Consider the following 23,880-nt stretch of genomic DNA (forward strand, 5'->3'; position numbering starts at 1 on the left):
GAGCACACTGTCATGCCGCGCTGAGGACGGCTACGCTCGTCCGATCATGCCGCAGGTCGGACGCCTGCTTCGTGCTGAAATCCGTCGCGGGTCACTCGTCGGCTGTGGTCCAGACAGCAGCTCCCGACACCGAGGGCGCCCACCCGTCATACCTTGAGGTATGCCTGTGACTATTCGCTTGGCCCGCCTTGACGACCTCTCCGCCATCGAGCGATTCGCGCTCGACGTCGTCCCTGCTCACTACGCTCCGATCCTCGGCGATGAAGGCGCACGAGCACAACTGCAGTGGTGGACGACGGAGCGGATGAAGCCGGCCGTCGAAGCCAGTCGCGTCCATGTCGCAGTCGAGGGCGAGAAGATCATAGGAGTGGTGCAGATCGGTGTTCTGGGCGAAGACCACGTCGTATGGAAGCTGTATCTGGCGCCTGAGTTTCGCGGGCAGTCCATAGGGGCAGATCTACTGCAGCAAGCCATCGAACCCCTCCGAAGGGTGACCGACCACGTCCTTGTCGAGCACTTCGCCGGGAACACCGAGGCCGCCAAGTTCTACGAACGAGAGGGCTGGACCGTCGTGAGCGTTGAACCGTCTCGGAGCGGCGACCCCAACGCCGCGGTCGTCTGGCGCCGGACCACGTGGGCCACCTGAGGGGACTGCCGGCCCCGGACTTCGAGCGTTCGCGAGCGCACTACTCTGCCGCATGTCGCTCACGCCGATGTCCGGACGCCTGGAACGTGCGCGTGCGGCACACAGAACCACCCGAGAAGCGGTGTGGTCTGTCCAGGATCTAGTCCGAGCCTCCCCGAGTAGAGACCTGTGTTAGGCGAGGGGGCATGAATCGGAACGCAGTCCCGTGCGACCCTTATAGTTGCTGAGCACCTCCCCAAGAACGAAGCCGGGGGTCGTGGCGACATTGGTGACTGCATGCCTATCAGGGAGAGATCGAAATGAGTCAAATGGTAAGGGCATCAAAGAACCGGGCCATGTGGATCGGATCGGCAGTTACGGCCGCAGGGGCAGCACAGCTATACGCGTCGTACGAACTGGAGGGGTGGGTCTCGGCAGTGTTGGTGAACACGGGGACAGCCAGTCTCCTATTCGTTCCACTCTTCTTGGTTCAGCGGGCCATGAATGTCAAGGTACAGGCTACGCAGAGAAAACCTGGAGGTCCTCAGCGACGAGGTGCACCTCGCTCAAGAGGAGACACGGCAAACTCTGTCGGAGCTCCGCCAGCGGTTCGCCGCGTCGCAGACTGAGTCAATGGCCGCCGAGGAGGCCGAGCTCAGAGCCATTATGGAGAATCCAAGCTGCGAATCTGTCCACGAGGCATTGGAACGGTCTATCAGACTTGAGGAGGTGAGTCGCCGTTGGGGAATTAGGGTCAAACTTGTTGACCCCGGTGCCTATGTCTATGCGCGGTTGCTGCCGAGCGTGGACTCAAGCGTCGTCATGCATATTGAGAAACGTGACGGCGAAGGCGTCGCAGTAGTCCCTTGGCAGCTCCAACAGACTCCGGAACAATTTATGTTCCGAGTCGCAGAAGAGCTGCGCAAGTCGTCATTGTATCCTCGCGCAACGTTCGATCCCGCGCTTGTGTTTACTGAGTTGGGAAACGCATTGAGTGTCGCCAGATCAGTTAAGGACAGATACGCGTTAGTGACAACATGGAACGTGCCCAACAGTACGTCGCGCCTCAGTGGATGATCTACGACTGGGGCCTAGGTGCCTGGGAAGGTCTTCAGCCCTACTACATCGATCGCGCAAGCCTGCGCTCTCCCGATATACACCGGCACATGTTAGAGAAGACCTGGTTGGACCGCCCATCCTTCGAAGAGGCGCTGGAGACCGCGAGGCTCTTGGATGGCCGAGGGCGCATCGAGGCCATGTGACCCTCACACCGCGGGCGTTAATCCCTGTAGTCCAGCATCGTGTCAACGCGAGGATCAATCTCGCTGCCAGTCACCGATGCATCCCTGGCTTACTCGTGAGGCACGATGACCATGGGTTGCGGCACAACCAGCCCCATGAACCATGGCAACAGCATCGTTATGTTTGATCCGCTCTCAGTGACTTGCGGACGAGGGGTGTCGTCACCGGCGATGAACAACTTCGCCGCGAACCGCGAAATGGTCCGCCGTCCTTGCATTATAGCCCTTGCATGGCCTTCCCGCGAGTGTGGCTACTCGGTTAGCTACCTCAGAGGAAGCAGGGTCACGGCCCACACGGACTATGCCGTGGTTATCCACTACGACGTACCCCCACTCAAACAGGACGTCACATCCGAGTGCGCAGAGAAGCATCGCTACGGATGTATAGTCTCGACGCTCCGCCTCTGTACACATGTGCCGCGGTTTGATATGGGCCGCAATGAGCAGTTCGCTAGGAAAGGTGGCTCCGCAAATCGCGCAAGACTCCGCCTTGCTTCCACCCAGAAGGCTTGCTCGCAAGTGCGCCTGCTCTCGCCTGAAGGTAGCCCAGTGACGTCCGTCCGTCTCGGTATCTGGGTCGACAACCTCGGACCAGGGTCGCCCCGCGAAACTGTCCTCTGCTGGCATAGGTATGCCGGCCAGGGAGGCGAGTGCTTCGGCATCCTCCGCCGGCAGTTCTGAAAGGTACCGACGGTTAACGGCACCGATCCTGTCGAGAGTGTCTGTCCGTGTGGTGGAAGCACCCTGCGCACGTCTCCACCTGGGACGGAGAGGTCGGAACGAATGACATCAAGGTATACCGCCCAGCCATCCTCAGGGTCTAGTGGGCTCTGAGCTGGGTACGTCACGGGGCGTGGCGTGTCGATGGCGGAAGTGGCTACCACGCTTAGCGCTCGGATGCGACCCCGGTTGTAGTGAAAGACTAGATCCCCCGGCCTCATCGCAAGAATGGCCTTGCGGCCTGCGATGAGAGTGCCGTGCCTGTTGGGAGACGTCCAAAGCCGCCCTTCGAGGATCTCTGGATCGTAGTTGGTGGTCTGGTTGACCCACCAGTAGCGCCGAAGCATGGTGACATTGTTCATCACGTGCCGCGTCGGCGAGGGACTAGGTGTGGGCCGGTCACGAGGCGCCGGGGCGCGGGCACTTGCAATCACGGCGCGCGGCGTGGACGCACGGAACTGCCGCGCCGAGGAGGGTCCCGCGTCCGCCCTGTGTACCCCGGGACCGCGGGGATTCTGCTTACTCCGTGTTGTGTGTTGCCTCTGTTTGCAGTCTGTCGACTTCACGGCGCAGCGCCTGAATCTCGGCGACCAGTGGTTCGGTCGCTTCCTCGGCTTCGAGGGCGACACGTTCGGCTAACCAGGAGGCCAGTAAGGCGGTCACGGTGCCGAGGAGGGCGATGCCGCCGAGCATGAGGCCAGCAGCCACCATGCGCCCGGTGTTCGTGACTGGATACTGATCCCCGTAACCGACGGTGGTCATCGTGGTGATCGCCCACCACAAGGCGTCTCCGAAGGTGGTGATGTTGGCCTGCTCACTGGAGCGCTCTGCATCGAGTACGGCTAACGCGGCGACCACGCCGAGAACGAGGGCTCCGCTACCGAGGTAGGTGCCCACACGTCCACGCAGTCCGCTGGCGCCGGCGCGGTTGAAGACCTTAAGTAGCAGCACCAGTCGGAGCATGCGCAGAGGGCGCAGCATTGGAAGGACGATCACCGCAAGGTCGAGGAGATTCCTCCGCACGAACTTCTGACGGTCGTTCGCGATGAACAGCCTGGTGGCGTAGTCGAGGGCGAACGCGGCCCAAATGACCCACATGGTGACTGCACAGGCTTGTCGATAGGTCGGGTCCAGTCCGGGATCGAGAATGGGCCAGGCATAGGCAACGAGGAAGGCCGCGGCGAGGCCGGCCAGGGGCCACTCACTGCGTCGCTCCCAGCGTTCAAGGGGTGCCTCAGTCATGGCCGTCATCGTAGGTGCCCACCGCAGAACCACGTGGCGACAATCGCTGACCGCCCGCCGCGCATAGACGCCGTGGTCTGGTCGGCCCGAACGTCGTCGGCAAATGCCGAAAGCCTGCCCGTGGGACAGATGTCAGGGCGGGGAGGCTATGGTGGCGGCCAACGGGAGGAGCAATGTGGCTGAAGAAGCGTGGAATGAGGCGCGTCTGATCCCGACGTCCGGGATCTCGGGGGCAGAGGAGCAAGAGCGGCGGGCCACCTCGGCACTGCTGGCGGTGATGTCGGCAGTTCCCGACTTCAGTCGAGCGATGCTCAAACCCCTGGGAGTACCGGCCGGGAAGCTGGAGACGTACATCGAGGTGCCCTTCGACCTCAATGACAAGCGCGTCTACCCGGACGGGCTGATCAGAGTGTCCCGGGGCCAGAAGGTGTGGACCGCGCTGGTCGAGGTCAAGACCGGCAAGAACGAGCTGGCGACGGAGCAGCTCGAGGCCTACCTCGATGTCGCAAAGGAGCACGGGTTCGACGCCCTATTGACGATCAGCAACGAGATCCCCCCGACTCCAACCCAGCACCCGACAAAGGTGGACAAGCGGAAGCTTCGCAAGGTCGCGATCCACCACTGGTCGTGGAGCTTGTTGCTGTCGACGGCCGTCGTGCAGAAGGAACACCGTGGCGTCTCCGATCCCGAGCAGGCGTGGATCCTGGGCGAGCTCATCCGCTACCTCGAGCACCCGAAGTCCGGTGCCATGGAGTTCGAGGACATGGCGCTGCTGAATGGGTACCGGTCCGACAGGCAGTCACATCCAGCACCTTCCGCGCCAGCGACAAGGGCGGGCCGGACGTGGTCGCCCGGTTCGACGCTCTCCTGCGGTACGCCAGCTTGCGCCTCGGGCGACGCCTGGGCACCGACGTCACCCACTTGCACAGCCGGCGTGAGCTCGCCGACCCCGCGCTGCGGTCCCAGACTCTTCTCGCGTCGCTAGAGACCGACGGGGTCCTGAACGGGGCGATCAAGATCCCGGACGCGATCGGCCCCATCACCATCACCGTCGACGTTCGAGCCGGAAGAGTCACCTGCCACACGGACATCGACGCACCACGGCAGGGACGGCCACAAACCAGGGTGAACTGGCTAGTACGGCAACTGAAGAGCGCTCCGGACCAGGTACGCGTGGAGTCCTTCATGGCGAACACCCGCGGACCCGGCACGACAGAGCTGCTGGGGGCCGTACGAGAGAACCCGGGCGTGCTCGTCGCAGATCCCAGCGCGATATCAAGAAGTTCCGGGTCGCCCTCAGCGCCCCGATGGGCACGAAACGCGCTCGCGGCCGCGGCGGGTTCATCGACTCGGTCCTGGACCTGACCGACACCTTCTACGCAGACGTGCTCCAGAACCTCAAGGCATGGTCGGCCACGCCGCCGAAGCTTCGAGAAGAGCCCGTCGAGATCCCAGCGCCCCCATCGACGGCCTCAGGAGCGCTGTCCTCCCAAGATGGTCCTGACGAGTCCGCGCCCGGGGAAATGCCGGACGCGGACGATCGGCTCGAGGCAAGCGGTTAGCCGACCGAGCGACCGAACCTTCTGGACACCGGACACCTCGGCGACGCCCCTCATGAATTGCGGACGCAGGCACGGCGATGTCTTTCCGCTCAGGGGGTAAGTGACCCTGCACCGCCCGTACCCCAGAAAAGTACTGCAGTGGGGTACGCAATGGGCGCGATCCGGTGTGGTCTGCAACGCCCTGACCTGCAGGAATGCCTCATCACGTACCCCATCCGTGGACTTTGCAAGCAGGGGGTCTTACCGTGCGAGGCCCTCGAGTTTCACCAGGTCAGAGGCCTCCCGGGATGCCAGAGCTCGGCTGGAGCCGACAGCGGGGACGACGCCAGGCGCCGTCCCCGCCGACGATGAGTGATGGTCGACTCAGGGACGCGGTGACTGCCCGCGTCCGGGACGCTCCACGTCCTCCTCCGGGAGGACGGGGTCCACGACGGGAGCCGCCGGGTCGCCTTCGACCCATGCCGCCCCGGTGGGCTCGTCCACGACGACCCTCTCCTCGGCCACGGTGCGTCCGACGTCTCCGGTGGATTCCTCGTCGTTGTCACTCTTCTTGCCGGCCAGCGCGGCGGCGGCACCCGCTGCCGCAAGCCCGACCCCTGCCGCCACCGCCTTGCCGGAGAGTCCCGCCTTGCCGCTGTCGCCCTCCGAGGCCGCGGCATCCTCCACGCCGGGAGCGCCGACCGTCGCGCCCGGGTCGACCGTTCCTCGCCATGCACCCGTGGCGTAGCCCTCGGACTCGATGAACTCCTTGAACCGCTCCAGGTCGGCCTCTGCCTGGTTCTCCACGACGTTCAGCGTGTCACCGACCTTCTCGACGACGCCCTCGGGCTCGTACGAGAGAGACAGATGCACCGACGTCTGACCTCCGCCGACGTCCTCGAAGGTCACCGCACCGGCGTTGGTCGCGCCCTCCGTCGCCGCCCAGGCCACCTTCCGGTCCGGCACCTGCTCGACGATCCGGGCCTCCCACCGCCGCCGGACCCCACCGATCTCGGCGACCCACTCCAGACGGTCGTCACCGAGCTGCGTCACGCGGGTGATACCGCCCATGAACTGCGGAAAGTCCTCGAACTGGGTCCACTGGTTGTAGGCGGTGCTGGCCGGAACGTTGACCAGGATGGACTTTTCGACGTGCGTCGTCATGCTCTCTCTCCTTGCTCCTCCGCCCGGTCTCCGAGGCGGCTGACGATGGGGGATTGCCCTGTCAGGATGACCCAGTAGGGAACCGGATGCCGGGTGAACAGCGAGGGAGAGGCGGTCCCGTGGTTCGGTGCAGGCACCACTGGGCCCTCGTGCTGACCATGCTCAGACCGGACGTCGCGCGGCGCCGACGGCGCGCGACCGGCAGCGACCTGACGAGCCCACCCGCCCGAGCCGAGCGCGCCTCCGCACGAGCCTGGGGAGCCCGCGACGGCGTCAACCGGTGTTCTGCAGCCCGGCAGCCATGCCGCTGATCGTCAGCAGCAGCGCCCGGTGCCAGGGCCGACCCTCCTCCGTGTCCGCCCCGGCCGTGTCGAGCTCCTCGAGGCAGTGCAGCTGCACCCGGCTCAGGGCGTCGATGAGCGGACGCCGCAGCGCCACCGCCGTCCGCAGGTGGGGCTTGTGCTCCAGCAGCGTGGTCTGGTCGAGGACGTCCAGGACCTGTTCCCTGGTGCGTCGCATCTCCTCCAGGATGGTCGCCGTCAGCTCCGGGCGGCCGGCGCGGTCGAGGAACTCCCGGGCCAGACCTTCGTGGCTCTTGGCCAGGCTCATCTCGGCGACGTCCAGGAGCGAGGACAGCACCGGCCACTCGCGGTAGGCCGCTCGCAGAGCGTCCCGGTCCGTCTCCGCCTCCAGCGCGGAGCCCAGGCCGTACCAGCCGGGCAGGTTGACCCGGGTCATCGACCACGCGAAGACCCAGGGGATGGCCCGCAGGTCGGCCAGGCTCCGACCGGAGCCCGCTCCCCCCGCCGGGCCGGACGGGAGCCCAGCCGCAGGTCTCCCAGGACGTCCAACGGGCTGGCCTCGGCCACGAGGTCGGCGATCCCCCCGGTGTCCATGAGCCCGCGGTATGCCGTGCGGCTGGCGACCTCCAGACGCTCGCCCAGGGCTGCGTGGCGCTCGCCCGCCCGCTCGCGCCGTTCCACGACGTCGGGAGAGTCGGCCAGGAGGACGGCCGAGGCCATCCGCTCGAGGTGCTGCTGGGCCAGCCGCACGTCGGCGCGCGCGTAGATGACCTCCCCCTGCTCGGTGACCTTGAACCGCCCGTCGACCGACCCGGTGGGCTGGGCGGTGATCGCGCGGTGCAGCGGTCCTCCTCCCCGCCCCAGCGAGCCACCGCGGCCGTGGAAGATGGTCAGCTCGACGTCGTGGCTGCGGGCCCAGCCCACCAGCTCCTGCTGGGCCCGGTGCAGGGTCAGCGTCGCCGCGGCCGGACCGATGTCCTTGGCGCTGTCGGAGTAGCCCATCATCACCTCGACCCGGCGGTTCCGCTCCTCCAGCCAGGCCTGGGTGGTCGGCAGGGTCAGCCACTCCTCGAGGGTGCTGCCGGCGGCCCGCAGGTCCTCGCCCGTCTCGAAGAGCGGCACCACGTCCAGGCGCAGCGGCCGGTCGCCGACGGCGAGCCTGGCCAGCGCCCGCACGGCCACGAGGTGGTCGGCGCCCTGGCTGAAGGAGACGATGTAGCGCCCGCAGCACCGCACCCCCCATCGCTGCTGCAGCCACGCCATGACGCGCAGCGTGTCCAGCACCTCCCGCGCGGTCGGGGACAGCTCGGGCAGGGCGATCGGCCATCCCTGCCGGGCAAGGGCGTCCAGCACCCGGGGGTCGCGGGCGGCCCGCTCGGGGTCGTCCACGGGGTGGCCGTCCACCCGGGCCCCCTGGGCCCGGACGTGACCCAACAGCTCGACGAGGGCCCGCACGTGCACGTCGCTGTGCTGGCGCACCTCCAGCTCGGCCAGGTGGAACCCGAAGGTCTGCACCATCCACACCAGGTGCAGCAGCTCCCCGTGCGCCGCACGGCGGTCTCCCGCGGCCAGCAAGGAGGTCCTCACCAGCGCCAGGTCCTCGAGGAGCTCCTCGGGATCGCCGTATGCCGTGCCGGCCGTGCCCTCGACCGTGGCCTCCAGCCGACGGGCGACGACGAGCAGCTTCTGCCGGTGCGGCTCGGCCGGAGAGTCCTTGGCGATCCCGGCGAACTCTCCCGGGAGCGTGACGGCGTCGTTGGCGAGCGCCTCGCGCAGAGCGGCGGACGGCGGGGTCCCCTCCTCGTCCATCGTCAGGGTGAGGGCCACCCGCTCGACGTTCGCCTGCAGGGTCCTCAGCGCCACGCCCGCCTGGGCCTCCATCGTGGCCCGGGTGACCTCGGCCGTCACGTGGGGGTTGCCGTCGCGGTCGCCGCCGACCCACGACCCGTAGCGCACCAGCGAGGGGAGCTCCTGGCCGACGGGCCCCTCGTCCTGGGCGGCCAACGCCGCCTCCACGGCTCGCTGGAAACGAGGCAGCGCCCGGAAGACCGTGGTGTCGAAGATGGACAGCACCGTGCTGACCTCGTCGACGGGCTGGGGGCGGGTCGTGCGCAGGGTCGAGGTGCGGTGCAGGATGTCGATGTCCTCGAGCATGCGCCGACGGGCGAACGCCTGCTCGGTCGGCCCCGCCGTCGGGTCGGCGTGCCGGTCGAGCTGCTCGGCGAGGCGGCGCAGCGCCGTGGTCACCGCGCGGCGCCGCGCCTCGGTGGGGTGGGCCGTGAGGACCGGGTGGATGCACATCCGCGCGAACCGGTCCCGGGCCTGGGGTCCCACGCTCGCCACGGTCGGGCCGACGTCGCCGGTGTCCACCGAACCACCGTGCTCGCCGTCCTCGGTGCGCAGCGACCGGGCGCGGTGACGCTCGTCGGCCAGGTTGGTCAGGTGGAGCCGGACCGTGGCCGCACGACTGACCGCGGCGACCTCGTCCGCCCCACGGGGAGGAACCAGGTGCGCGTCCTCGACCACGTCCGGATCCTGGAACCGTCGCAGCACGTCGACGAGCTCAGGATGGCCCGCCTCGTGCAGCACCTGCTCGTGCAGCTCGATGAGCAGGCCGAGGTCGTTGTCCAGGTGCGGCATGCCGACCAACGTACCGGCCGGGGCAGGGCGTCGTCCGGACGCGTCAGGAGGCCAGCAGCAGCGCCAGCGCCGCGGTGTCGGCGTCGCATCCGGGGTCGACGTTGGCCCTGCTCGTCATCCGGGTGACGTGCCCCTGGGCGTCGGCCTCGACCCAGGCGGCCCGGTGGTCCAGGCCCAGGTCGGGGACTCCCGGCAGGAAGAGGCAGCCGGACGCGGTGGCGTACTCCGGCACCGACGCGATCGTCGAGCCCGGCGGGTGGAGCACCGCCAGACCGGGGGGCGGGTGCTCGGCATACCTTCCGGGGATCATCTCCTCGAGGTCCCCGATGCGCACCTCCGCCAGGACCAGCCCGACCGCACGGGCGGCGCCCTCGGGCGGCTCCTCGATGACCCGGAAGACGGTGCTGCCGCCCAGGAGGCCGGGGACCGCCGCCATCTGCACCGCGAGCAGCAGGAAGTTGGTCCACTCCAGGGTGTCGTCGGGCCACCGGTTGGAGATGACGAACCCCGCCAACGACCCGTCCTTGGTGCACGGCGCCACCTCGACGGGCGGCACCTCCCGATCCGGCACGACGACCTCCTCAGCCACCTCGTGTGATGCAGGTCACTGCTTGGTCCTCCCAAGAGTGCCACGCACGAGGGCGCGAGGGAAGCACCGGCAGGTCACGATGCGGTCGCGTCGCCGCCCGCCTCAGAGGAACTGCGCCGGGTCGAACTCCTCGATCGGGATGATCCGCATCCGCGGCAGCGTGGAGTTGAAGGCCCGGGTGTCGCGCTCGAGGTCGTAGAACTCCATCCCCCGGTGCACCAGCTCGGTGAACCCGCTGTTGCGGAACTCCTCGAAGGCCACCAGCCCGACCCGCCGGCTGCCGTCCAGCAGCGGCTCGATCGAGGCGAGGAAGTCCCCGTCGTGCGAGACGAGCATGACGTCGTCCTCGCGCTCGGCCAGCGCGTCCAGCGTGCGCTGGATGGCGATGTCGACGATCTTCTCCTCCGCCGACCCCGACAGTGGCACCGGCGTGTAGCCCAGCGCCCGCAGCGCCTGCACGAAGGACATCGGCAGCCCGGAGCTGGCGTTGAGGAAGAACAGCCCCTTGGCCGGGTTGCCCCAGGTGTCCTGGACGAAGGTCAGCAGCCGGTCCCAGCGCGGGCGCTCCTCCGGATGGGGGCGACGCCCCAGGATGCTGTTGCCGAGGGTGGCGTCGATGTTCTCGCCGTCCACCAGCAGGTACGAGGTCGTCATCTCTCTCCTAGGTCGATATCCGTGGATCTACAAAAACTCTTAGACAGCCTGATCGTCCACGATCATTCGTAGACGAGCTTCTGCGGGCCGGGGAAGATCCACGACAGGCCGTCCCGCAGCCGGTCGCGCCAGTTCTCCCACGAGTGTCCGTCCCGCGACTCCACGTACCTCACCTGCGCCCCGGTGGACTCGAACACCGGCACCATCGAGCGGTTCGGCACGATGAGCGGCTCGTACACCCCGCAGGTGATCATCATCCGGTCCGCCACCCGTCGCGGCCGCTCGCGGTAGCGGTTCATGAACTTCACGACCGGGTCGAAGGCCGGCCCGCCGCCGTGGTCGGACCCGATGTCGGTGAAGACGAACGAGCCCGACTGCAGGAACAGGTTGCCCCACGTGTCGGGGCTGCGGAAGGCCGTCGACAACGACGCGACCCCCCCGAAGCTGGCCCCCATGAGGGCACGCGCGTCGGACCGCTGCACGACCGGCAGCTCGGCCTCCAGGGCCGGCAGCAGCTCGCGCGTCAGGTGCCGGGCGTGGGGGGCGTGGTTGGGGTACTCCCGCAGCCGGTCCCCCGGGTTGGAGAACACCACGATGGTCTCGGCCATGTCGAGGGTGTGGATGAGGTTGTCCAGCACCGTCTTCATCGCCGCGTAGGTGATGTAGTCGTCCCCGTCGTGCACGACGAGCAGGGGGTAGGAGCTGGACCGCCGGTAGCGCGCGGGCAGGTAGACCCGGTTGTGCGTCGTGCGCCGCAGCGCCTTGGACGGCAGGTTCCAGTCGATCAGCTCACCGGGCCGGGAGTCCGGCTGCGGCAGCACCCACCCGGGGGTCTCGTAGCCGGCGGCCTGGCAGACGCTGGAGCTGCCGACCGGGCTGTGCGCGACGTGCGGGTTCAACGGGTCGTTGAAGGTGTCGACGGTCCCGCCCGCCCGGACCTCGAGCTGGTACTCCACCCGCGAGTGCGCCGGCAGCTCGATCGTCACGTACCAGAACGGGTCGCCGTCCAGGACCTCCAGCCGCTTCATCGGCACGTGCTGGGGCTGGTTGACGATGCGGTGCAGCACCGCCACCGCGTCGGCGTGGCCGCGGTGCAGGAAGGTGCACTTGGCTCCCTCGACGATCGGCACCTCGTGCTCCGCGACGAACTCGTCGACCTCCGCGACGGTCAGCGGCGCCCGGCCGCGCAGGCGGGTGATCGCCAGCTTGCCCTTGGGTCGAGGAGGGATGGGGTATGGCGTGGGCAGGCTCACGCGTCCACCTCCAGGTCGTGGGGCAGGCCGTCGCTGCCCAGGACCCGGGCACCCGCGGGGAGCCGGCCGTCGGCCCTCAGCGTCACCTGGGTCCGTTCCTCGAGCAGCAGCGGCGCGCCACGGGGCGGTGCGCGCGGCCAGCATGATCATCCGGGCCTGGTCCTTCATCATCAGCCGCTCCCGCGGCGAGGGCAGGGCCACGAGCCCGCGGGTCAGCCCCAGCCCGTTCATCAGCAGCTCGGACACCCCGGGCGCCGCGACCGGGTCGTCGTAGAAGAGCAGCACCCGCTCCGTCAGCGCCATCGCCCCGGCGCCCCAGGCCACGATCGGCCGCAGCAGCCGGGGGGCGGCGTCGAGGTCGCCGTCGGCGGCGTGCTCGAAGGGTGTGTTCGTGGCCTCCTGCGTCGGCGTCGCCAGCGTGGGTCCCAGGTTGAACAGGTGCAGGGCGCCCAGGAGCACGCCGACGTGACCGCCGGTGACGACGACCGCCTCGGTGTCGGCGACCAGGCGTCCGACGTGGAACCGGGCCGTGACGACGGCGTCGCGGTGCTGGAGCTCCCAGCGGGTGTAGAAGTTGTGGTTGAGCTCACCCACCCGCTCCAGGTGGCGGACGTCCATCTCGCGCATGATCGAGAGCACGTCCTCCACGGCCATCTCCACGACCTGCGGCTCCCGGGGGGTGTGCTGGCGGATCCGGCGCAGCGCCTCCACGGCCTGCTCCAGGCCGATGAGGTAGAGCTCCTGCATCTCGGTGTGCACCAGGCGCCGCCGCCGGTCCGCCTCGGCCAGCTCGGGGTCGGACTCCCACACCTGCTGCATGAGCTGCCACAGCCCCAGGTTCACGCACCGGTGGTCCAGCTGCTCGGCCAGCAGGGCGTCGTCGGCCTCGCGGTCCCGCCAGCCGGCCGTGATCGTGGCGAACCGTCGTCCGGACAGGCCGAGGTCGGCCACGACCTGCCCCAGGCGCGGGTCGCGCTGAGGTCCGAGCAGGGTGATCCGGGGGTCGGCGACCAGGTCCTCGGGGACCTGGTCAGCCGGCATGGACCTGGACGATGCGGCCGACCTCGTCGAGCATGAACCGCAGGTGGTCGTAGTCGGGGTGGCGCATGCGCACCCACGCGTTGGCCATGAAGCCCGCCTCGACCGGCTGGGTGCGGGTGCCGGCCACCGGGACGTTGGCGTCGATGATCCACCGGCCGAACCGGTTCTCGACCTCCTCCAGTCCGGTGTACCCGCTGATCACCCCGTCCCGGTCCGGCCGCAGCGCGACGATGCCGGCGGAGTGGCTGCGCGTGGGGTGCTGACTGATGCGACCGTGCACGACCCCCTCCGCCCACGCGGCATACACGTCCATGTCGTTGGCGGCGTTGTAGAGGTCCCAGCAGCCCACGCCGGGGGGCCGGCAGCCGATCTCGCTGAACACCAGGCCCTTGGGGCCGTGGAACCACTCCATGTGGGTGGCCGAGGTGCCGATGCCCAGCGCCGCGTTGACCCGGGTGCCCATCTCGCGCAGCTCGTCGTAGAGCCCCCCGCCGTCGATCCGGTTGGTGGCCACGAACTGCGGGGAGATCCACCGCGCGCGCATCGCCTCCAGCACGTTGGGGTAGTAGTGCGAGGCGAAGTCCAGGGCGATCTGTCCGTCGATCGCCACCGTGTCGTAGAACCCCCCTCGTGCCCCTCGACGAACTCCTCCACCGCGATCGAGGAGTAGCGGCCCATCGACGTCAGCGCCTCGGCCAGCTGGGAGTCGTCGTCGACCCTGCGGGTGTCGGCGGCGCCGGCCGCGTCGCGGGGCTTGAGGACGACCGGGTAGCCGTGCTCGCGGACGAAGTCCCACACCTGCTGGGCGTCGTCGGCACCGACCGTGGCCGCCGTGCGCACCCCCGCCCGGCGCAGGGCCTCCTTCATCGAGGGCTTGTCCCGGCACAGCCAGGTGGTGCGCACCGACGTCCCGGGGATCCCCAGCTCCTCGCGGACCTGGGCCGCGACCAGCTGGTGGGACTCGATCGTCGACTCGAGCCGGTCGACCCAGACCATCCCCTGGACCCGGCGCACGGCCTCGGTCATCTGGTGCAGGTCGGTCACCGACCCCACCTGCTCGTAGTGGACCATCCAGTCCTTGAGCTGGTCGTCCAGGTAGTCCGCCGGGGTCTCCCCGATGCCGATGACCGTGGCGCCGGTCTCGGCGAGCGCCCGGGGGAACTCGCGCTGGTTGCGCGGGAAGTGCGGCTCGACGAAGACGATGTTCACGGGGTCGAGCCTGCCACATCCGGTGCCGCCGGTGCGGGTATGGCGCCGGGCCGCGTCAGTCCTCCGGCGCGCCGCCGGCCAGCTCGTCGAAGGCCCGGGCCACGACCTCGGCGTAGACGTGCATCCCGTCGATGTCCGGGTGGACCTGGTCGGACTGCAGCACCTGGGGCTGCTGGCTGATCGTGCCGTTCCAGTCGCCGACCACGGCGTTGGGGTGCTCGGCGACGACCTCGGCGATGGTCTCGTTGGAGGAGTCGACGAAGGAGCTGCGCACGTAGAGGTCCATGACGACGACGTTGCGCTCGGGCCCGAACGCCTCCAGCGCCGCCCGCAGGGCCTCCTCGTCGACACCGGCGTGTGTGCCCAGGTGCAGCACGACGTTGTCGCGGACGGTGCCGGCGGCCACGGCCTCCTCGATGACGGCCAGGGTGTCGTGCCACTGCCGGTTCGACCGGGCCTCGTAGGCGATGCCCGGGAAGCGGTAGGTCAGCCCGTCGGCGCTGGTGACGACCAGGGAGTCACCGATGGCGGTGATCTCATCCCCGGCCGGGACGAGCAGGCCGTCGGCGTCGGCGGTGTAGGCCGACCCGTTGAGCGTCACCGCGCCCTCGGGCACCTCGGCGTCGTCCGCGGGCTCGTCCTTCTCCTCGCCCTTCCCGCCGTCCTTCTCGTTCTCGGCAGCCTCGTCCTTCTCGGCAGCCTCGTCCTTCTCGGCCTCGCCGCCCTGCTCGTCGTCCGCCGCGTCCGCCTCCGCCCCGTCCGTGCCGGCGTCGACGGCGTCCTCCGCCTCCCCGGCGGCGGCGCCGTCTCCGTCCTGGCCGGCCTCGACCGCGGTGCCCAGCGCGTGCCCGGCGGTGATCCCGGTGGTGCCGCCGACCTCGCCGGCGCCCGCGGCGCCCGCGGCGCCCGCCACCCCCATGCGCTCCTCGACGTCCTCGATCTGCCGCTGCGTCTGCGACTTCTCCGGCGCCGTGGCCACGCCCACCGCGGTGAGCACCACCATGAGCGCCACGACGCCGCCGACGATCCGGGGCGTCCGGCTGATCTCCCACGGCGTGACGACCCAGCGGGTGGCCCGCCGGATGGAGCGGCGGAACCCGTGCTGGCGGACCGGGCGCTCCACGAGCCGCAGGGACAGCTCGGTCAGCACGAGGGTGAGCGTCAGCGCACCGCCCAGGACGATCCAGCCGCGAGTGGTGCCCACGGCGTACGGGAAGATGGCCCCCACGATCATCAGGACCGGCCAGTGCCACAGGTAGATGCCGTAGGACCGCTCACCGATCCACCGCAGCGGCGCCAGCTCCATCGTCGTGCGCCAGAGGCTGTCGGACTCCAGCAGCGCGGCGACGAGCACGACGGTCGCCAGCGACGCCAGGAGGAACCCGCCGCGGAAGGTCAGCGCGGAGGCCTCCTCCATCCACCGCAGCTGCGCCCCCAGCACGAGGAGGGCGCCGAGCACGGCCGCCCACCGCCAGCGGCGCCATACCGCGCTCCGCAGTCCGGCACGGTGCTTGGGGTCGGCCCAGGCGACGGCGAGCGCCGCCCCCGCCATCAGCCCCATGAGGTGGGTGTCGGTGCCGTAGTAGACCCGGGTGGCGTCCTGGCTCGGCGACCACATCACGGCCATCGCGACGGTCGAGGCCAGCCCGGCCCCGCCGACGAGGTAGAGCCGCTGGCGCGTGGTCCGGGTCAGCGCCAGCCCGACGGCGAGCACCAGCGGCCAGAACAGGTAGAACTGCTCCTCCACGGCCAGGGACCAGAAGTTGATGAAGAGGATGGGCGAGGTGCTGTGGAAGTAGCTCGCCCCGGCCCCGATCTCCAGCCAGTTGGTCGTGAACGTCAGCGCGCCCAGCGCCTGCCGCCCGATGCCGACGAGCAGGTCGCCGCCGACCATCCGGGCGGCGGTGACGCTGGTGATCACGACCAGGACGAGCGCGGGCAGCAGGCGCCGCGCCCGTCGCTTCCAGAAGTTCAGCAGGTCCAGCTTGCCCCGGCGGGCCACGTCGCGTAGCAGCAGCGTGGTGATGAGGAAGCCGGAGACGACGAAGAAGACGTCCACGCCCAGGTAACCGCCCGGCAGGGTCGTCGGCAGGAAGTGGAACAGCAGCACCGAGACGATGGCGATCGCGCGCAGGCCGTCCAGCCCGGGGATGTACCCCGGTCGGGGCGAGACGCCCTCCGGCCCGCGGCGCCGACCGCTCCGGCCACGACCCTTCCCGCTGCTCTTGCGGCCGGAGCTGGTCCGGGTCCGCGAGGAGGGGTATGTCGTGCGCGCCGGCTGGGGGCGCGCAGCGCCTCGGGGCCGCGCGGGGCCGGGGGCGCCGGTGGAGCCGGTGGAGCCGGTGGGATCTCGGCCGGGTCGTCGTCCGGATCGTGGCGCCGGCGCAGCAACCCCTCCTCGAGGAGCTCCTCAGGAGGGGCGAGCAGGTCGGTGGCCTCGTCGGGCAGGTGCGCGGGCAGGGACATCGGCCGCCCACCTCCTCACGACCACGGGGCGGGGCGGTCGCTGCCTCCGGGCGGCACGATCCGTTCCCCGCGTGCGCGGCGGTCGCGACCAGCGTAGGTTCGCGCCCCATCCGTCACACCGTTCTTGCCCGGTGTGTCGGAAGGCTGGTCCCCGGATGCTTCCCTGCGGTGGCGGAGGGACGCGACGCCCTCGGGACGACCGAGGGCGCCCTCCGTGCTGGAGGACGCCCTCGGTCGTCGTGCGCTCCCGGTGGCCCGGGGTGGTGCCGGTCAGATGCCGGTGGACCTGTCGTCGTAGCGACGCTCGGCCGCCGGCCGGTCCAGCGGGGGCTGGGCGGGGTCGGCGTCGACGTCGGGCCCCGTGCCCAGGCCGGCCCGGTCGTCCTCGTCGGACCGGTCGGTGGCACCGGACCAGGTGGCGTCGTCGGCCCGGTCACGGGCCTCGGCCTCCTCGTGCGCCACCGACCCGTCCTCGACGTCGGTGTCCTCGTCCGTGTCGCTCGCGTGGCTCACGGGCTCGCCGTGGTGCTCACGGGCCGCGGCGATCTCGTCGGTCGGCGACTCCCCGGGGGTCTGCTCGTCGGAGGTCGAGGGCTCCTCCGAGGCCAGCTCGTCGATCTCCTCGGAGTCGAGCATGCGGGGGAGCTCGGTCGAGCTGTCGTCGGTCATGGGCGTCTCCTGGCTCGTGGCGGTCGTGTCTGCTGCCCCGGTGCTGGCCGCACCTGCGGCCGCTGCACCAGCCCCGGGGGTCCCCGTGGCGGTGGCCGACCCGACGCCGAAGGACTCGGCGCTGGGCGTCGTGGCCGTGGTCGCCCCACCGGTGGCCGAGACGCTGGCCCCGGCCACCTCCGGCGTGGTCCCGGTCGTCGTGGCCACCCCGGGGGTGGTGCCGGCCGCCCGCCGTGGCGGGGGTCCGGCTGGCCCAGGGGTCGGCGCCGCCGGCCTGGGAGGCCCACGGGTCCTTGGCGGGGGACTTCTCCTGCTCGCCCAGCCACCAGGCGACCGCGGCTCCGGCCGCGGCCAGCAGGCCGAGGGCGATGAGCACGCCACCCTTCTTCTTGCGCTTCTTGGGCGTACCGGTCACCGCGGCGGCGAAGCCCTCCTCCTGGGTCAGGACGCGGTCCTTGCCGGCCTGGACGTCGCCGAGCATCGCCTGGATCTTGGGCAGCAGCTCCTCGTTGATGACGTCGCGCAGGTGGTCGACCCGCGGACCGACCGCGGCCACGCCCTCCTGGGCGCGCGGCACGGCGGCGTCGATCCCGTGGTCCACGCCGAGCACGGCCCGGGTGCGGGTCTCCTCGGCCTTGTCGCGGGCGGCGGCGGCCAGGGCGGCCAGCAGCGCCGCGCTGACGCCGGCCTTCTCCTTGGCGTCTGCCCGCAGCGGCCCGGTGCGCTCGGCCAGGTGCTCGGCCCGCTCCCGGGCGCTGTCGGCCAGGTGGCTGCCGCGCTCACGGGTCTCCTCGGCGAGGTGGCTGGCGCCGGAGCGCGCACCCACGGCCGCGGTCCCGGCCAGTGCCGCCAGCCGTCCGGCCGACTTCTCGGCCTTCTTGTTGGCCCGGCCGGCCTTCTTGCCGGCGACCTTGCTGGCCTTGGACGCCTTCTTCCGGGCGGCCTTGCCGGCCTTGGTGGTCGTGCGGTCGGCGGCGGCCAGTCCCAGGTCCGCGGCCTTGCGGCCGTGGTCCGCCGCGCTCGAGGCGGCCTTGGCGGCGGCCTCCCGGTCGTGGGTGGCGGCCTTGAGCGCCTTGGTGCGGGCCTTCTGGGCGTGCTTGCGACCCTTGGTGTCGTCCTTGGGGGCGGTCACCTCCGCCAGGGTCGCCAGCACGGCGGCACCGAGGTTGCGGGCCCCCGTGGCGGCGATGCTGCCGGCCTCCCCAGCGTCGTGACGGGCCTTGGCGGCCTGGGCGGACGCACGGTCGGCGTCGGTCTTGAAGAACACGACTGCTCCTCCTTCGGTTGTCTGCCCTCCATCCTGCACCGTCGCCGATCACAACTCCACCGGGGGTGGGGTGGGTGCCGTCCTCGTGGGGGCATCGGGGGTGGGGGCCGGTGGCGTCCTCATGGGGGCGTCGGGCGCTCGTGCGAGACTGTGCGCCATGAACGTCACGCTGCACACGAACCACGGCGACATCAATCTCGAGCTGTTCGAGAACGCCGCCCCCAAGACCGTGGCCAACTTCGTCGGCCTGGCCACGGGTGAGAAGGAGTACAAGGACGACGCCGGGCGCACGGCCCCGCAGCCGTTCTACGACGGCCTCGTCTTCCACCGGATCATCCCCAACTTCATGATCCAGGGCGGCTGCCCGATGGGTGAGGGCATCGGCGGCCCGGGGTACACCTTCGACGACGAGATCAGCCCCGACCACAACTTCAACCAGCCTTACATGCTCGCCATGGCCAACGCCGGCAAGCGCATGGGCAAGGGGACCAACGGGTCGCAGTTCTTCATCACCGTCGACGCCACCACCTGGCTGCAGGGCAAGCACACCATCTTCGGCGAGGTCGCCGACCAGGCCTCCCGCGACGTCGTGGACGCCATCGCCGCGGTCCGGACCGGGGCCAACGACAAGCCGCTCGAGGACGTCGTCATCGAGCGCGTCAGCGTCGAGCGCTGACCCGACCGGGCAGCGCGTGAGCTCCCCGACCCCGCCGGGCCACGGGCCTGCCGACGACCGTCCGGACCCCCGTGCGGGCGACGGTGCGTCGGCGGGTCCCCCCGGGTCCGGCGGGGCGTCGAGCCCACCCACGTGCCCCCGGCACCCCGACCGCGTCTCCTACGTGAGCTGTCAGCGGTGCGGTCGCCCGACCTGCCCGGACTGCCAGCGGCCGGCGGCCGTCGGCATCCAGTGCGTCGACTGCGTCAAGGAGGGTGCCCGCACCACCCCCACGCCGCGCACCCGCTTCGGGGCGCGCGTCGCCGACGGTCCTCCCCTCGTGACCTGGACCATCCTGGGCCTGTGCGTGGCGGTGTACCTGGGACAGCGGCTGGTGCCCGGGCTGACCCGCGACCTGTCGTTCGTGGGGGTGCTCGCCGGCAGCGAGCCCTGGCGGTTCATCACCTCGGCGTTCGTGCACTCGCCGACGTCGCTGCTGCACATCCTGTTCAACATGTACATCCTCTACGCCTTCGGGCCCACCCTCGAGGCGGCCCTGGGCAGGGTGCGCTTCCTGCTGGTCTACCTGCTGAGCGCGATCGGCGGCTCGATCGGGGTGCTGCTGCTCAGCCCCCTGGAGCCCGGCTGGTTCGTCCAGGTCGTGGGAGCCTCCGGCGCGATCTTCGGGCTGCTCCTCATGTATGTCGTGCTCCTGGCCCGCCAGGGCCAGGTCCCCACGGCCCTGCTGGTGATGATCGGCATCAACCTGGCGCTGCCGTTCTTCGTCGGTGGCATCGCCTGGGAGGCGCACGTCGGCGGCGCGGTGACCGGGGCCGCCGTGGGTGGCCTGCTCCTGCTGACCTCCGCCACCGGACGGACGAAGGAGGCCGTGCGTCGCCGGGCGATGTTCTGGCCGGGCATCGCCGGGCTGGCGGCCCTCCTCCTGGGGATTGGCGTCCTGCGCATCGTCCAGGTGCTCGGCGCCGGAGCATTCACCCTCACCGGCTGAGACCGGCCCGGGCCGTCCTGCGCAGTGCGGGGCGCCGGGGCCCGCCCTCACCGGCTAGACCGGCCGGGCACCGCCCTTGTCCACCGCCGGGCGGAAGTTATCCACAAAAACGAATGACAAGCGTGTGATTCATCCCCAGAGTGTGGACAGAATGTGGACAACTCTGGGGCAGGCGCGCGTCCTGGGGCAGGGGCGCGTCCCTCGGGTCAGCGCCAGCGGGTGGCCATGACGAACCCCGCCATGATCAGCCCCATGCCGATCCCGAGGTTCCAGTAGCGGATCGACTCGATCGGCCACTGGCCCGACGTGATGTAGAAGGTCGCGACCCACAGCACGCCGACGATCATCAGCCCGGTCATCACGGGGACGAACCAGGGCGGGTTGGGTGCGGGGGCCTGGCTCTGCGGCAGCTCGCTGGTGCGGCGGGCGCGCTGCCTGGCGCCCTCTCGGCCTCGGGACTCGGGCACGTGGGTCTCCTTCGACGGTCGGGTGACGGTCAGGATACGCGGATAGGCTGGTGGGGATGAGCAGTTCGAGCACGACGGGACGGGACAGGACGGGCGGGCCGACGGGTCGGTCCCCGGAAGGCGCACGCCCGGGCGGCCCGTCAAGACCGTCGGGGTCACCGTCATGTTCCTGCTCGCCGGTCTCCTCTTCGGCACCAGCGCCTCGCTGGCCCGGGAACGTCCGCCCGTGGGCAGCGTCAGCGACCTGCCCGGGCTGATCACCGCCCGTGACTCCCAGGTGCGCGAGCTCACCCAGCAGGCCGAGGGCCTGCGCGACGAGGTCTCCACGCTGCTGCAGGCGGCGGTCGACACCAGCCAGACGCGCCAGCTCACGCGCGCGGCCGACGCCCTCGCCCCGGCGGTCGGCCTCGGGCCGGTCGAGGGGCCGGCGGTGCAGGTGACCCTCGACGACGCGGGGTACAGCCTGGACACCCTTCCCGAGGGGTACTCGGTCGACGACGTGGTCGTGCACCAGCAGGACCTGCAGGGCGTCATGAACGCGCTCTGGGCCGGCGGTGCCGAGGCCATGATGGTCCAGGACCAGCGGGTCATCTCCACCAGCTCGGTGCAGTGCGTGGGCAACACGCTCTACCTGCAGGGCCGGGTCTACTCCCCGCCCTACACCGTGACCGCGATCGGCGACCCGGCGGCGATGCTCTCCGCCCTGGAGGACGACCCCACGGTGAGCACCTACCGCGACTGGGCCGAGCTCATCGGGCTCGGCTACACCGCCACCGAGCTGGGCCGGATGGAGATGCCCGCCTACGCGGGCAGCCTGCGGCCGCAGCACGCCACGCCCGTCGTGGTGCCCGCCGAGGCCGAGGAGATCGAGAGCCGGAACGACTGACCGCCCGCGGTCAGCCTCCCTCAGTCGCGCTGCCCCGGCGGCCCGCCGGGCGGTCCCGCCCCGTCCGGAGGACCGGTGGGCTCGACCGGAGGCTCCGGCTCCTCCTCCGGCGGATCGGTGGTCGGCGGCGGGTCCGGCGGGGGCTCGGTCGTCGGGTCGGGGTCGGCCGGGGTCGTCGGCGTGGTCGGCTCCGGCTCGTCCGTCGGGTCGGGCTCGGGCACCGGGGTCGGCTCCGTGGTGACCGTGCGCTCCACCGTCTGCGTCTCCACCAGCACCGGCTCGGCGGCGACGATCAGCACGATCTCCTCGCCCTGGTCCACGAGCTCGCCCTCCTCGACCGACTGCTCCAGGACCGTCCCCCCGGCTCCGCGTCGGCCGTGCGGCGGTTCTCGAAGGTGTAGGTCAGGTTCTGCCGGTTCAGGGCCACGGCCGCCTCGTCGCTGGACAGGCCGACGACGTCCGGCACCTCGACCTGGCCGCTGGCCACCGTCAGCACGATCTCGCGGTCGGGCTCCACCTCGTCGCCGGGCTGCGGCTCGGTGCTGACGACCTGCCCCTCCTCGACGTCGGGGTCGTGCACCTCCTCGGCCTCGTCGCGCACGTTCGTGAAGCCCTCGCGCTCGAGCAGGTCCCGGGCCGCCTGCTCCTCCATGTCGAGCACGTCGGGGATCTCGATCGCCTCGGGCCCCGCGGAGACGACGATGAGCACCTCGGAGCCCTCCTCGAGCTGGCCGCTGGGCGGGTCCTGCTCGACCACCTCCCCCACGGGGGCGTCGCTGTTGCGCTCCTCGGCGTCGGGCACGGTGAACCCCAGCCCGGTGAGCTCGGTGCGGGCCTCCGGCTCGGTCATCCCCACGGTGTCCACCACCGTGACCATGACCGGTTCCTCCTCCGCCCCCGGGCCCACCACCTGCCACAGGACCCACGACATCCCGGCCACGGCGAGCAGGGCAAGCACGCCGAGCAGGAGCGCGGCACCCCGGTGGCGCCGCTCGCGGACGGGCATCTCGTCGGTGCGCTCGTCACGGTCGTCGCCCGCGGGGTATGCCGCGGACGCGCGCCCGTCGCGGTCCCGACCGCCCGGGTCGGTGGCGTCGGAGCCCGCGGCGGACGCGGACGGCATACCGGCACCGCCGCCCGCAGCGGCTGCTGCCGCTGCGGCGCCGCCCGCTGCGGCCCCGGCGGACCCCGGGCCCCAGCGCCGGGTGTCGTCCTCCTCGCCTGCGGGGCCGACCTCCCGGGTGTCGTCGGCACCACCGTTCCGGGCGCGGGCGGCGGCGGCCGCGCCGGCGCCGGCGATGCCCAGGGCCCGGGCGTAGCTCGCCTGCGCGTCGGCCGAGACCGGCTCGTCCGCGCGGGCCCGGTTGAGGTCGGCGCGGAAGGTGCCGGCGGTCCGGTAGCGCACGTCGCGGTCCTTCTCCAGCGCGTGCAGGGTGATCGCGTCCAGCGCCTGCGGCAGGCTCGTCTGGTGGGTCGAGGGCGCCTTGGGCGTCTCCCCGAGGTGCTGGTAGACCAGCGCCACCGGGTCCCCCTGGAACGGGGTGCGCCCGGCGAGCAGCTCGTAGAGCAGGCAGCCCACCGAGTACAGGTCGGAGCGACCGTCCACGTCCAGACCCTGCGCCTGCTCGGGCGAGAGGTAGCGGGCGGTGCCCATGACCGCCTGGGTCTGGGTCATCGTCGCCGCGGTGTCGGCCAGGGCGCGGGCGATGCCGAAGTCCATCACCTTGACGGCGCCCGCCTCGGTCACCATGACGTTGGCCGGCTTGATGTCCCGGTGGACCAGGCCGCGCTCGTGGGCGTACTCCAGCGCGGCGAGCACCGCCGCGGTGATCCGGGCGGCCTCGTCGGGGTCGAGCACCCGACGCTCGTTGAGGACCTCGCGCAGGGTGTGGCCCTCCACGAACTCCATGACGATGTAGGGCACGTGGACCGCGGCGGCCGCCGCCGGCCTCGTGCACGGTCTCCTCGCCGGAGTCGAAGACGCCGACGATGGAGGGGTGGTTCAGGCCGGCGGCGGCCTGGGCCTCCCGCCGGAACCGGGCGAGGAAGGAGGAGTCGCGGGCCAGGTCGGTGCGCAGGATCTTGATCGCCACGGTGCGTCCGAGCCGCAGGTCGTGCCCCACGTGCACGTCGGCCATCCCGCCGCGGCCGACGAGGTCGCCGATCTCGTAGCGACCGCC

Annotated in this window: 22 protein-coding genes and 1 pseudogene; 7 read left to right on the forward strand and 16 right to left on the reverse strand. The window is 70.7% G+C overall.

Annotated elements, in window-relative coordinates:
- The first annotated feature begins 160 nt into the window (after positions 1-160).
- Positions 161-646, forward strand: a complete 486-nt coding sequence (locus ACQ95T_RS00200; RefSeq protein ID WP_425943437.1) for a GNAT family N-acetyltransferase — start codon at positions 161-163, stop codon at positions 644-646.
- A gap of 612 nt (positions 647-1,258) precedes the next feature.
- Positions 1,259-1,702, forward strand: coding sequence for a hypothetical protein (locus tag ACQ95T_RS00205; RefSeq protein ID WP_431473335.1), 444 nt, complete (start codon positions 1,259-1,261; stop codon positions 1,700-1,702).
- Positions 1,703-2,088: 386 nt separating this feature from the next.
- Here the strand turns inward: ACQ95T_RS00205 and ACQ95T_RS00210 are convergent, their stop codons facing one another.
- Together ACQ95T_RS00210 and ACQ95T_RS00215 are read right to left on the reverse strand one after the other, a co-directional pair.
- Complete coding sequence (locus ACQ95T_RS00210; protein WP_431473336.1) at positions 2,089-2,553, reverse strand: HNH endonuclease; 465 nt, start codon at positions 2,551-2,553, stop codon at positions 2,089-2,091.
- A 612-nt stretch (positions 2,554-3,165) separates the two neighbouring features.
- Positions 3,166-3,888 carry a potassium channel family protein gene (locus ACQ95T_RS00215; protein ID WP_425943440.1) on the reverse strand — a complete coding sequence of 241 codons (723 nt, stop codon included), beginning with the start codon at positions 3,886-3,888 and terminating at the stop codon, positions 3,166-3,168.
- Positions 3,889-4,063: 175 nt separating this feature from the next.
- On the opposite strand from ACQ95T_RS00215, the gene ACQ95T_RS00220 reads away from it, so the two are divergent.
- Positions 4,064-4,873 carry a hypothetical protein gene (locus tag ACQ95T_RS00220; protein WP_431473337.1) on the forward strand — a complete coding sequence of 270 codons (810 nt, stop codon included), beginning with the start codon at positions 4,064-4,066 and terminating at the stop codon, positions 4,871-4,873.
- Between the two features lie 940 nt (positions 4,874-5,813).
- On the opposite strand, the gene ACQ95T_RS00225 is transcribed toward ACQ95T_RS00220, so the two are convergent.
- The 8 genes and pseudogenes from ACQ95T_RS00225 to ACQ95T_RS00260 form a co-directional block, all read right to left on the reverse strand.
- Positions 5,814-6,593: an SRPBCC family protein gene (locus tag ACQ95T_RS00225; RefSeq protein ID WP_425943442.1), complete on the reverse strand. Its 780-nt coding sequence runs from the start codon at positions 6,591-6,593 to the stop codon at positions 5,814-5,816.
- Positions 6,594-6,866: 273 nt separating this feature from the next.
- A complete protein-coding gene (locus tag ACQ95T_RS00230) occupies positions 6,867-7,331 on the reverse strand; it encodes a phosphoenolpyruvate carboxylase (protein WP_431473338.1) in 465 nt (154 codons plus the stop codon).
- Positions 7,328-9,535, reverse strand: coding sequence for a phosphoenolpyruvate carboxylase (locus ACQ95T_RS00235; RefSeq protein WP_431473339.1), 2,208 nt, complete (start codon positions 9,533-9,535; stop codon positions 7,328-7,330). The genes ACQ95T_RS00230 and ACQ95T_RS00235 overlap by 4 nt, the downstream gene beginning before the upstream one ends.
- 43 nt (positions 9,536-9,578) lie before the next feature.
- A complete protein-coding gene (locus tag ACQ95T_RS00240; RefSeq protein WP_425943444.1) occupies positions 9,579-10,106 on the reverse strand; it encodes a peptidase in 528 nt (175 codons plus the stop codon).
- Positions 10,107-10,226: 120 nt separating this feature from the next.
- Entirely contained in the window at positions 10,227-10,778 is a 552-nt protein-coding gene (locus ACQ95T_RS00245; RefSeq protein ID WP_425943445.1) for an NYN domain-containing protein, read from the reverse strand.
- Between the two features lie 62 nt (positions 10,779-10,840).
- The gene (locus ACQ95T_RS00250; RefSeq protein WP_431473340.1) at positions 10,841-13,072 is read right to left on the reverse strand and encodes an alpha/beta hydrolase; all 2,232 of its coding nucleotides are present in this window, start codon (positions 13,070-13,072) and stop codon (positions 10,841-10,843) included.
- A complete protein-coding gene (locus ACQ95T_RS00255; protein WP_431473928.1) occupies positions 13,062-13,682 on the reverse strand; it encodes a hypothetical protein in 621 nt (206 codons plus the stop codon). Before ACQ95T_RS00255 ends, ACQ95T_RS00250 begins: the two co-directional genes overlap by 11 nt.
- Positions 13,683-13,789: 107 nt before the next feature.
- Positions 13,790-13,939 (reverse strand): annotated as a pseudogene (locus ACQ95T_RS00260) (ATP-grasp domain-containing protein); the annotation flags it as partial.
- Between ACQ95T_RS00260 and ACQ95T_RS00265 the strand changes: the two are divergent.
- Entirely contained in the window at positions 13,905-14,135 is a 231-nt protein-coding gene (locus tag ACQ95T_RS00265; protein WP_431473929.1) for a hypothetical protein, read from the forward strand. The pseudogene ACQ95T_RS00260 and the gene ACQ95T_RS00265 overlap by 35 nt on opposite strands.
- Positions 14,136-14,336: 201 nt before the next feature.
- Here the strand turns inward: ACQ95T_RS00265 and ACQ95T_RS00270 are convergent, their stop codons facing one another.
- The 3 genes from ACQ95T_RS00270 to ACQ95T_RS00280 form a co-directional block, all read right to left on the reverse strand.
- Positions 14,337-16,391: an acyltransferase family protein gene (locus ACQ95T_RS00270; RefSeq protein WP_431473341.1), complete on the reverse strand. Its 2,055-nt coding sequence runs from the start codon at positions 16,389-16,391 to the stop codon at positions 14,337-14,339.
- A 626-nt stretch (positions 16,392-17,017) separates the two neighbouring features.
- Positions 17,018-17,383: a hypothetical protein gene (locus tag ACQ95T_RS00275; RefSeq protein WP_431473342.1), complete on the reverse strand. Its 366-nt coding sequence runs from the start codon at positions 17,381-17,383 to the stop codon at positions 17,018-17,020.
- Positions 17,277-18,683, reverse strand: coding sequence for a hypothetical protein (locus ACQ95T_RS00280; RefSeq protein WP_431473343.1), 1,407 nt, complete (start codon positions 18,681-18,683; stop codon positions 17,277-17,279). The genes ACQ95T_RS00275 and ACQ95T_RS00280 overlap by 107 nt, the downstream gene beginning before the upstream one ends.
- A 157-nt stretch (positions 18,684-18,840) precedes the next feature.
- Between ACQ95T_RS00280 and ACQ95T_RS00285 the strand changes: the two genes are divergently transcribed.
- Positions 18,841-19,359: a peptidylprolyl isomerase gene (locus tag ACQ95T_RS00285; RefSeq protein ID WP_425943451.1), complete on the forward strand. Its 519-nt coding sequence runs from the start codon at positions 18,841-18,843 to the stop codon at positions 19,357-19,359.
- 163 nt (positions 19,360-19,522) lie between these two features.
- Positions 19,523-20,347 (forward strand): rhomboid family intramembrane serine protease, encoded by an 825-nt coding sequence (locus ACQ95T_RS00290; RefSeq protein WP_425943452.1) that lies wholly within the window; start codon positions 19,523-19,525, stop codon positions 20,345-20,347.
- A 206-nt stretch (positions 20,348-20,553) separates the two neighbouring features.
- Here the strand turns inward: ACQ95T_RS00290 and ACQ95T_RS00295 are convergent, their stop codons facing one another.
- Positions 20,554-20,814, reverse strand: coding sequence for a cell division protein CrgA (locus tag ACQ95T_RS00295; protein ID WP_425943453.1), 261 nt, complete (start codon positions 20,812-20,814; stop codon positions 20,554-20,556).
- Between the two features lie 163 nt (positions 20,815-20,977).
- On the opposite strand from ACQ95T_RS00295, the gene ACQ95T_RS00300 reads away from it, so the two are divergent.
- Positions 20,978-21,700 carry a DUF881 domain-containing protein gene (locus ACQ95T_RS00300; protein WP_431473344.1) on the forward strand — a complete coding sequence of 241 codons (723 nt, stop codon included), beginning with the start codon at positions 20,978-20,980 and terminating at the stop codon, positions 21,698-21,700.
- 20 nt (positions 21,701-21,720) lie between these two features.
- On the opposite strand, the gene ACQ95T_RS00305 is transcribed toward ACQ95T_RS00300, so the two are convergent.
- Positions 21,721-22,020, reverse strand: a complete 300-nt coding sequence (locus ACQ95T_RS00305; protein WP_431473345.1) for a hypothetical protein — start codon at positions 22,018-22,020, stop codon at positions 21,721-21,723.
- Entirely contained in the window at positions 21,993-23,624 is a 1,632-nt protein-coding gene (locus ACQ95T_RS00310) for a protein kinase domain-containing protein (protein ID WP_431473346.1), read from the reverse strand. The genes ACQ95T_RS00305 and ACQ95T_RS00310 overlap by 28 nt, the downstream gene beginning before the upstream one ends.
- Positions 23,625-23,880: the final 256 nt, after the last annotated feature.

This window comes from Ornithinimicrobium carbonis (assembly GCF_050703245.1).
Lineage (GTDB): Bacteria > Actinomycetota > Actinomycetes > Actinomycetales > Dermatophilaceae > Ornithinicoccus.

Bases quoted from the DNA above. Each gene is read 5' to 3' on its own strand.
- ACQ95T_RS00215 (WP_425943440.1), bottom strand. From the start codon at position 3,888: ATGACTGAGGCACCCCTTGAACGCTGGGAGCGACGCAGTGAGTGGCCC.
- ACQ95T_RS00235 (WP_431473339.1), bottom strand. From the start codon at position 9,535: ATGCCGCACCTGGACAACGACCTCGGCCTGCTCATCGAGCTGCACGAG.
- ACQ95T_RS00205 (WP_431473335.1), top strand. From the start codon at position 1,259: ATGGCCGCCGAGGAGGCCGAGCTCAGAGCCATTATGGAGAATCCAAGC.
- ACQ95T_RS00245 (WP_425943445.1), bottom strand. From the start codon at position 10,778: ATGACGACCTCGTACCTGCTGGTGGACGGCGAGAACATCGACGCCACC.
- ACQ95T_RS00230 (WP_431473338.1), bottom strand. From the start codon at position 7,331: ATGACCCGGGTCAACCTGCCCGGCTGGTACGGCCTGGGCTCCGCGCTG.
- ACQ95T_RS00250 (WP_431473340.1), bottom strand. From the start codon at position 13,072: ATGCCGGCTGACCAGGTCCCCGAGGACCTGGTCGCCGACCCCCGGATC.
- ACQ95T_RS00275 (WP_431473342.1), bottom strand. From the start codon at position 17,383: ATGCTCGACTCCGAGGAGATCGACGAGCTGGCCTCGGAGGAGCCCTCG.
- ACQ95T_RS00285 (WP_425943451.1), top strand. From the start codon at position 18,841: ATGAACGTCACGCTGCACACGAACCACGGCGACATCAATCTCGAGCTG.
- ACQ95T_RS00300 (WP_431473344.1), top strand. From the start codon at position 20,978: ATGTTCCTGCTCGCCGGTCTCCTCTTCGGCACCAGCGCCTCGCTGGCC.
- ACQ95T_RS00200 (WP_425943437.1), top strand. From the start codon at position 161: ATGCCTGTGACTATTCGCTTGGCCCGCCTTGACGACCTCTCCGCCATC.
- ACQ95T_RS00210 (WP_431473336.1), bottom strand. From the start codon at position 2,553: ATGCCAGCAGAGGACAGTTTCGCGGGGCGACCCTGGTCCGAGGTTGTC.
- ACQ95T_RS00225 (WP_425943442.1), bottom strand. From the start codon at position 6,593: ATGACGACGCACGTCGAAAAGTCCATCCTGGTCAACGTTCCGGCCAGC.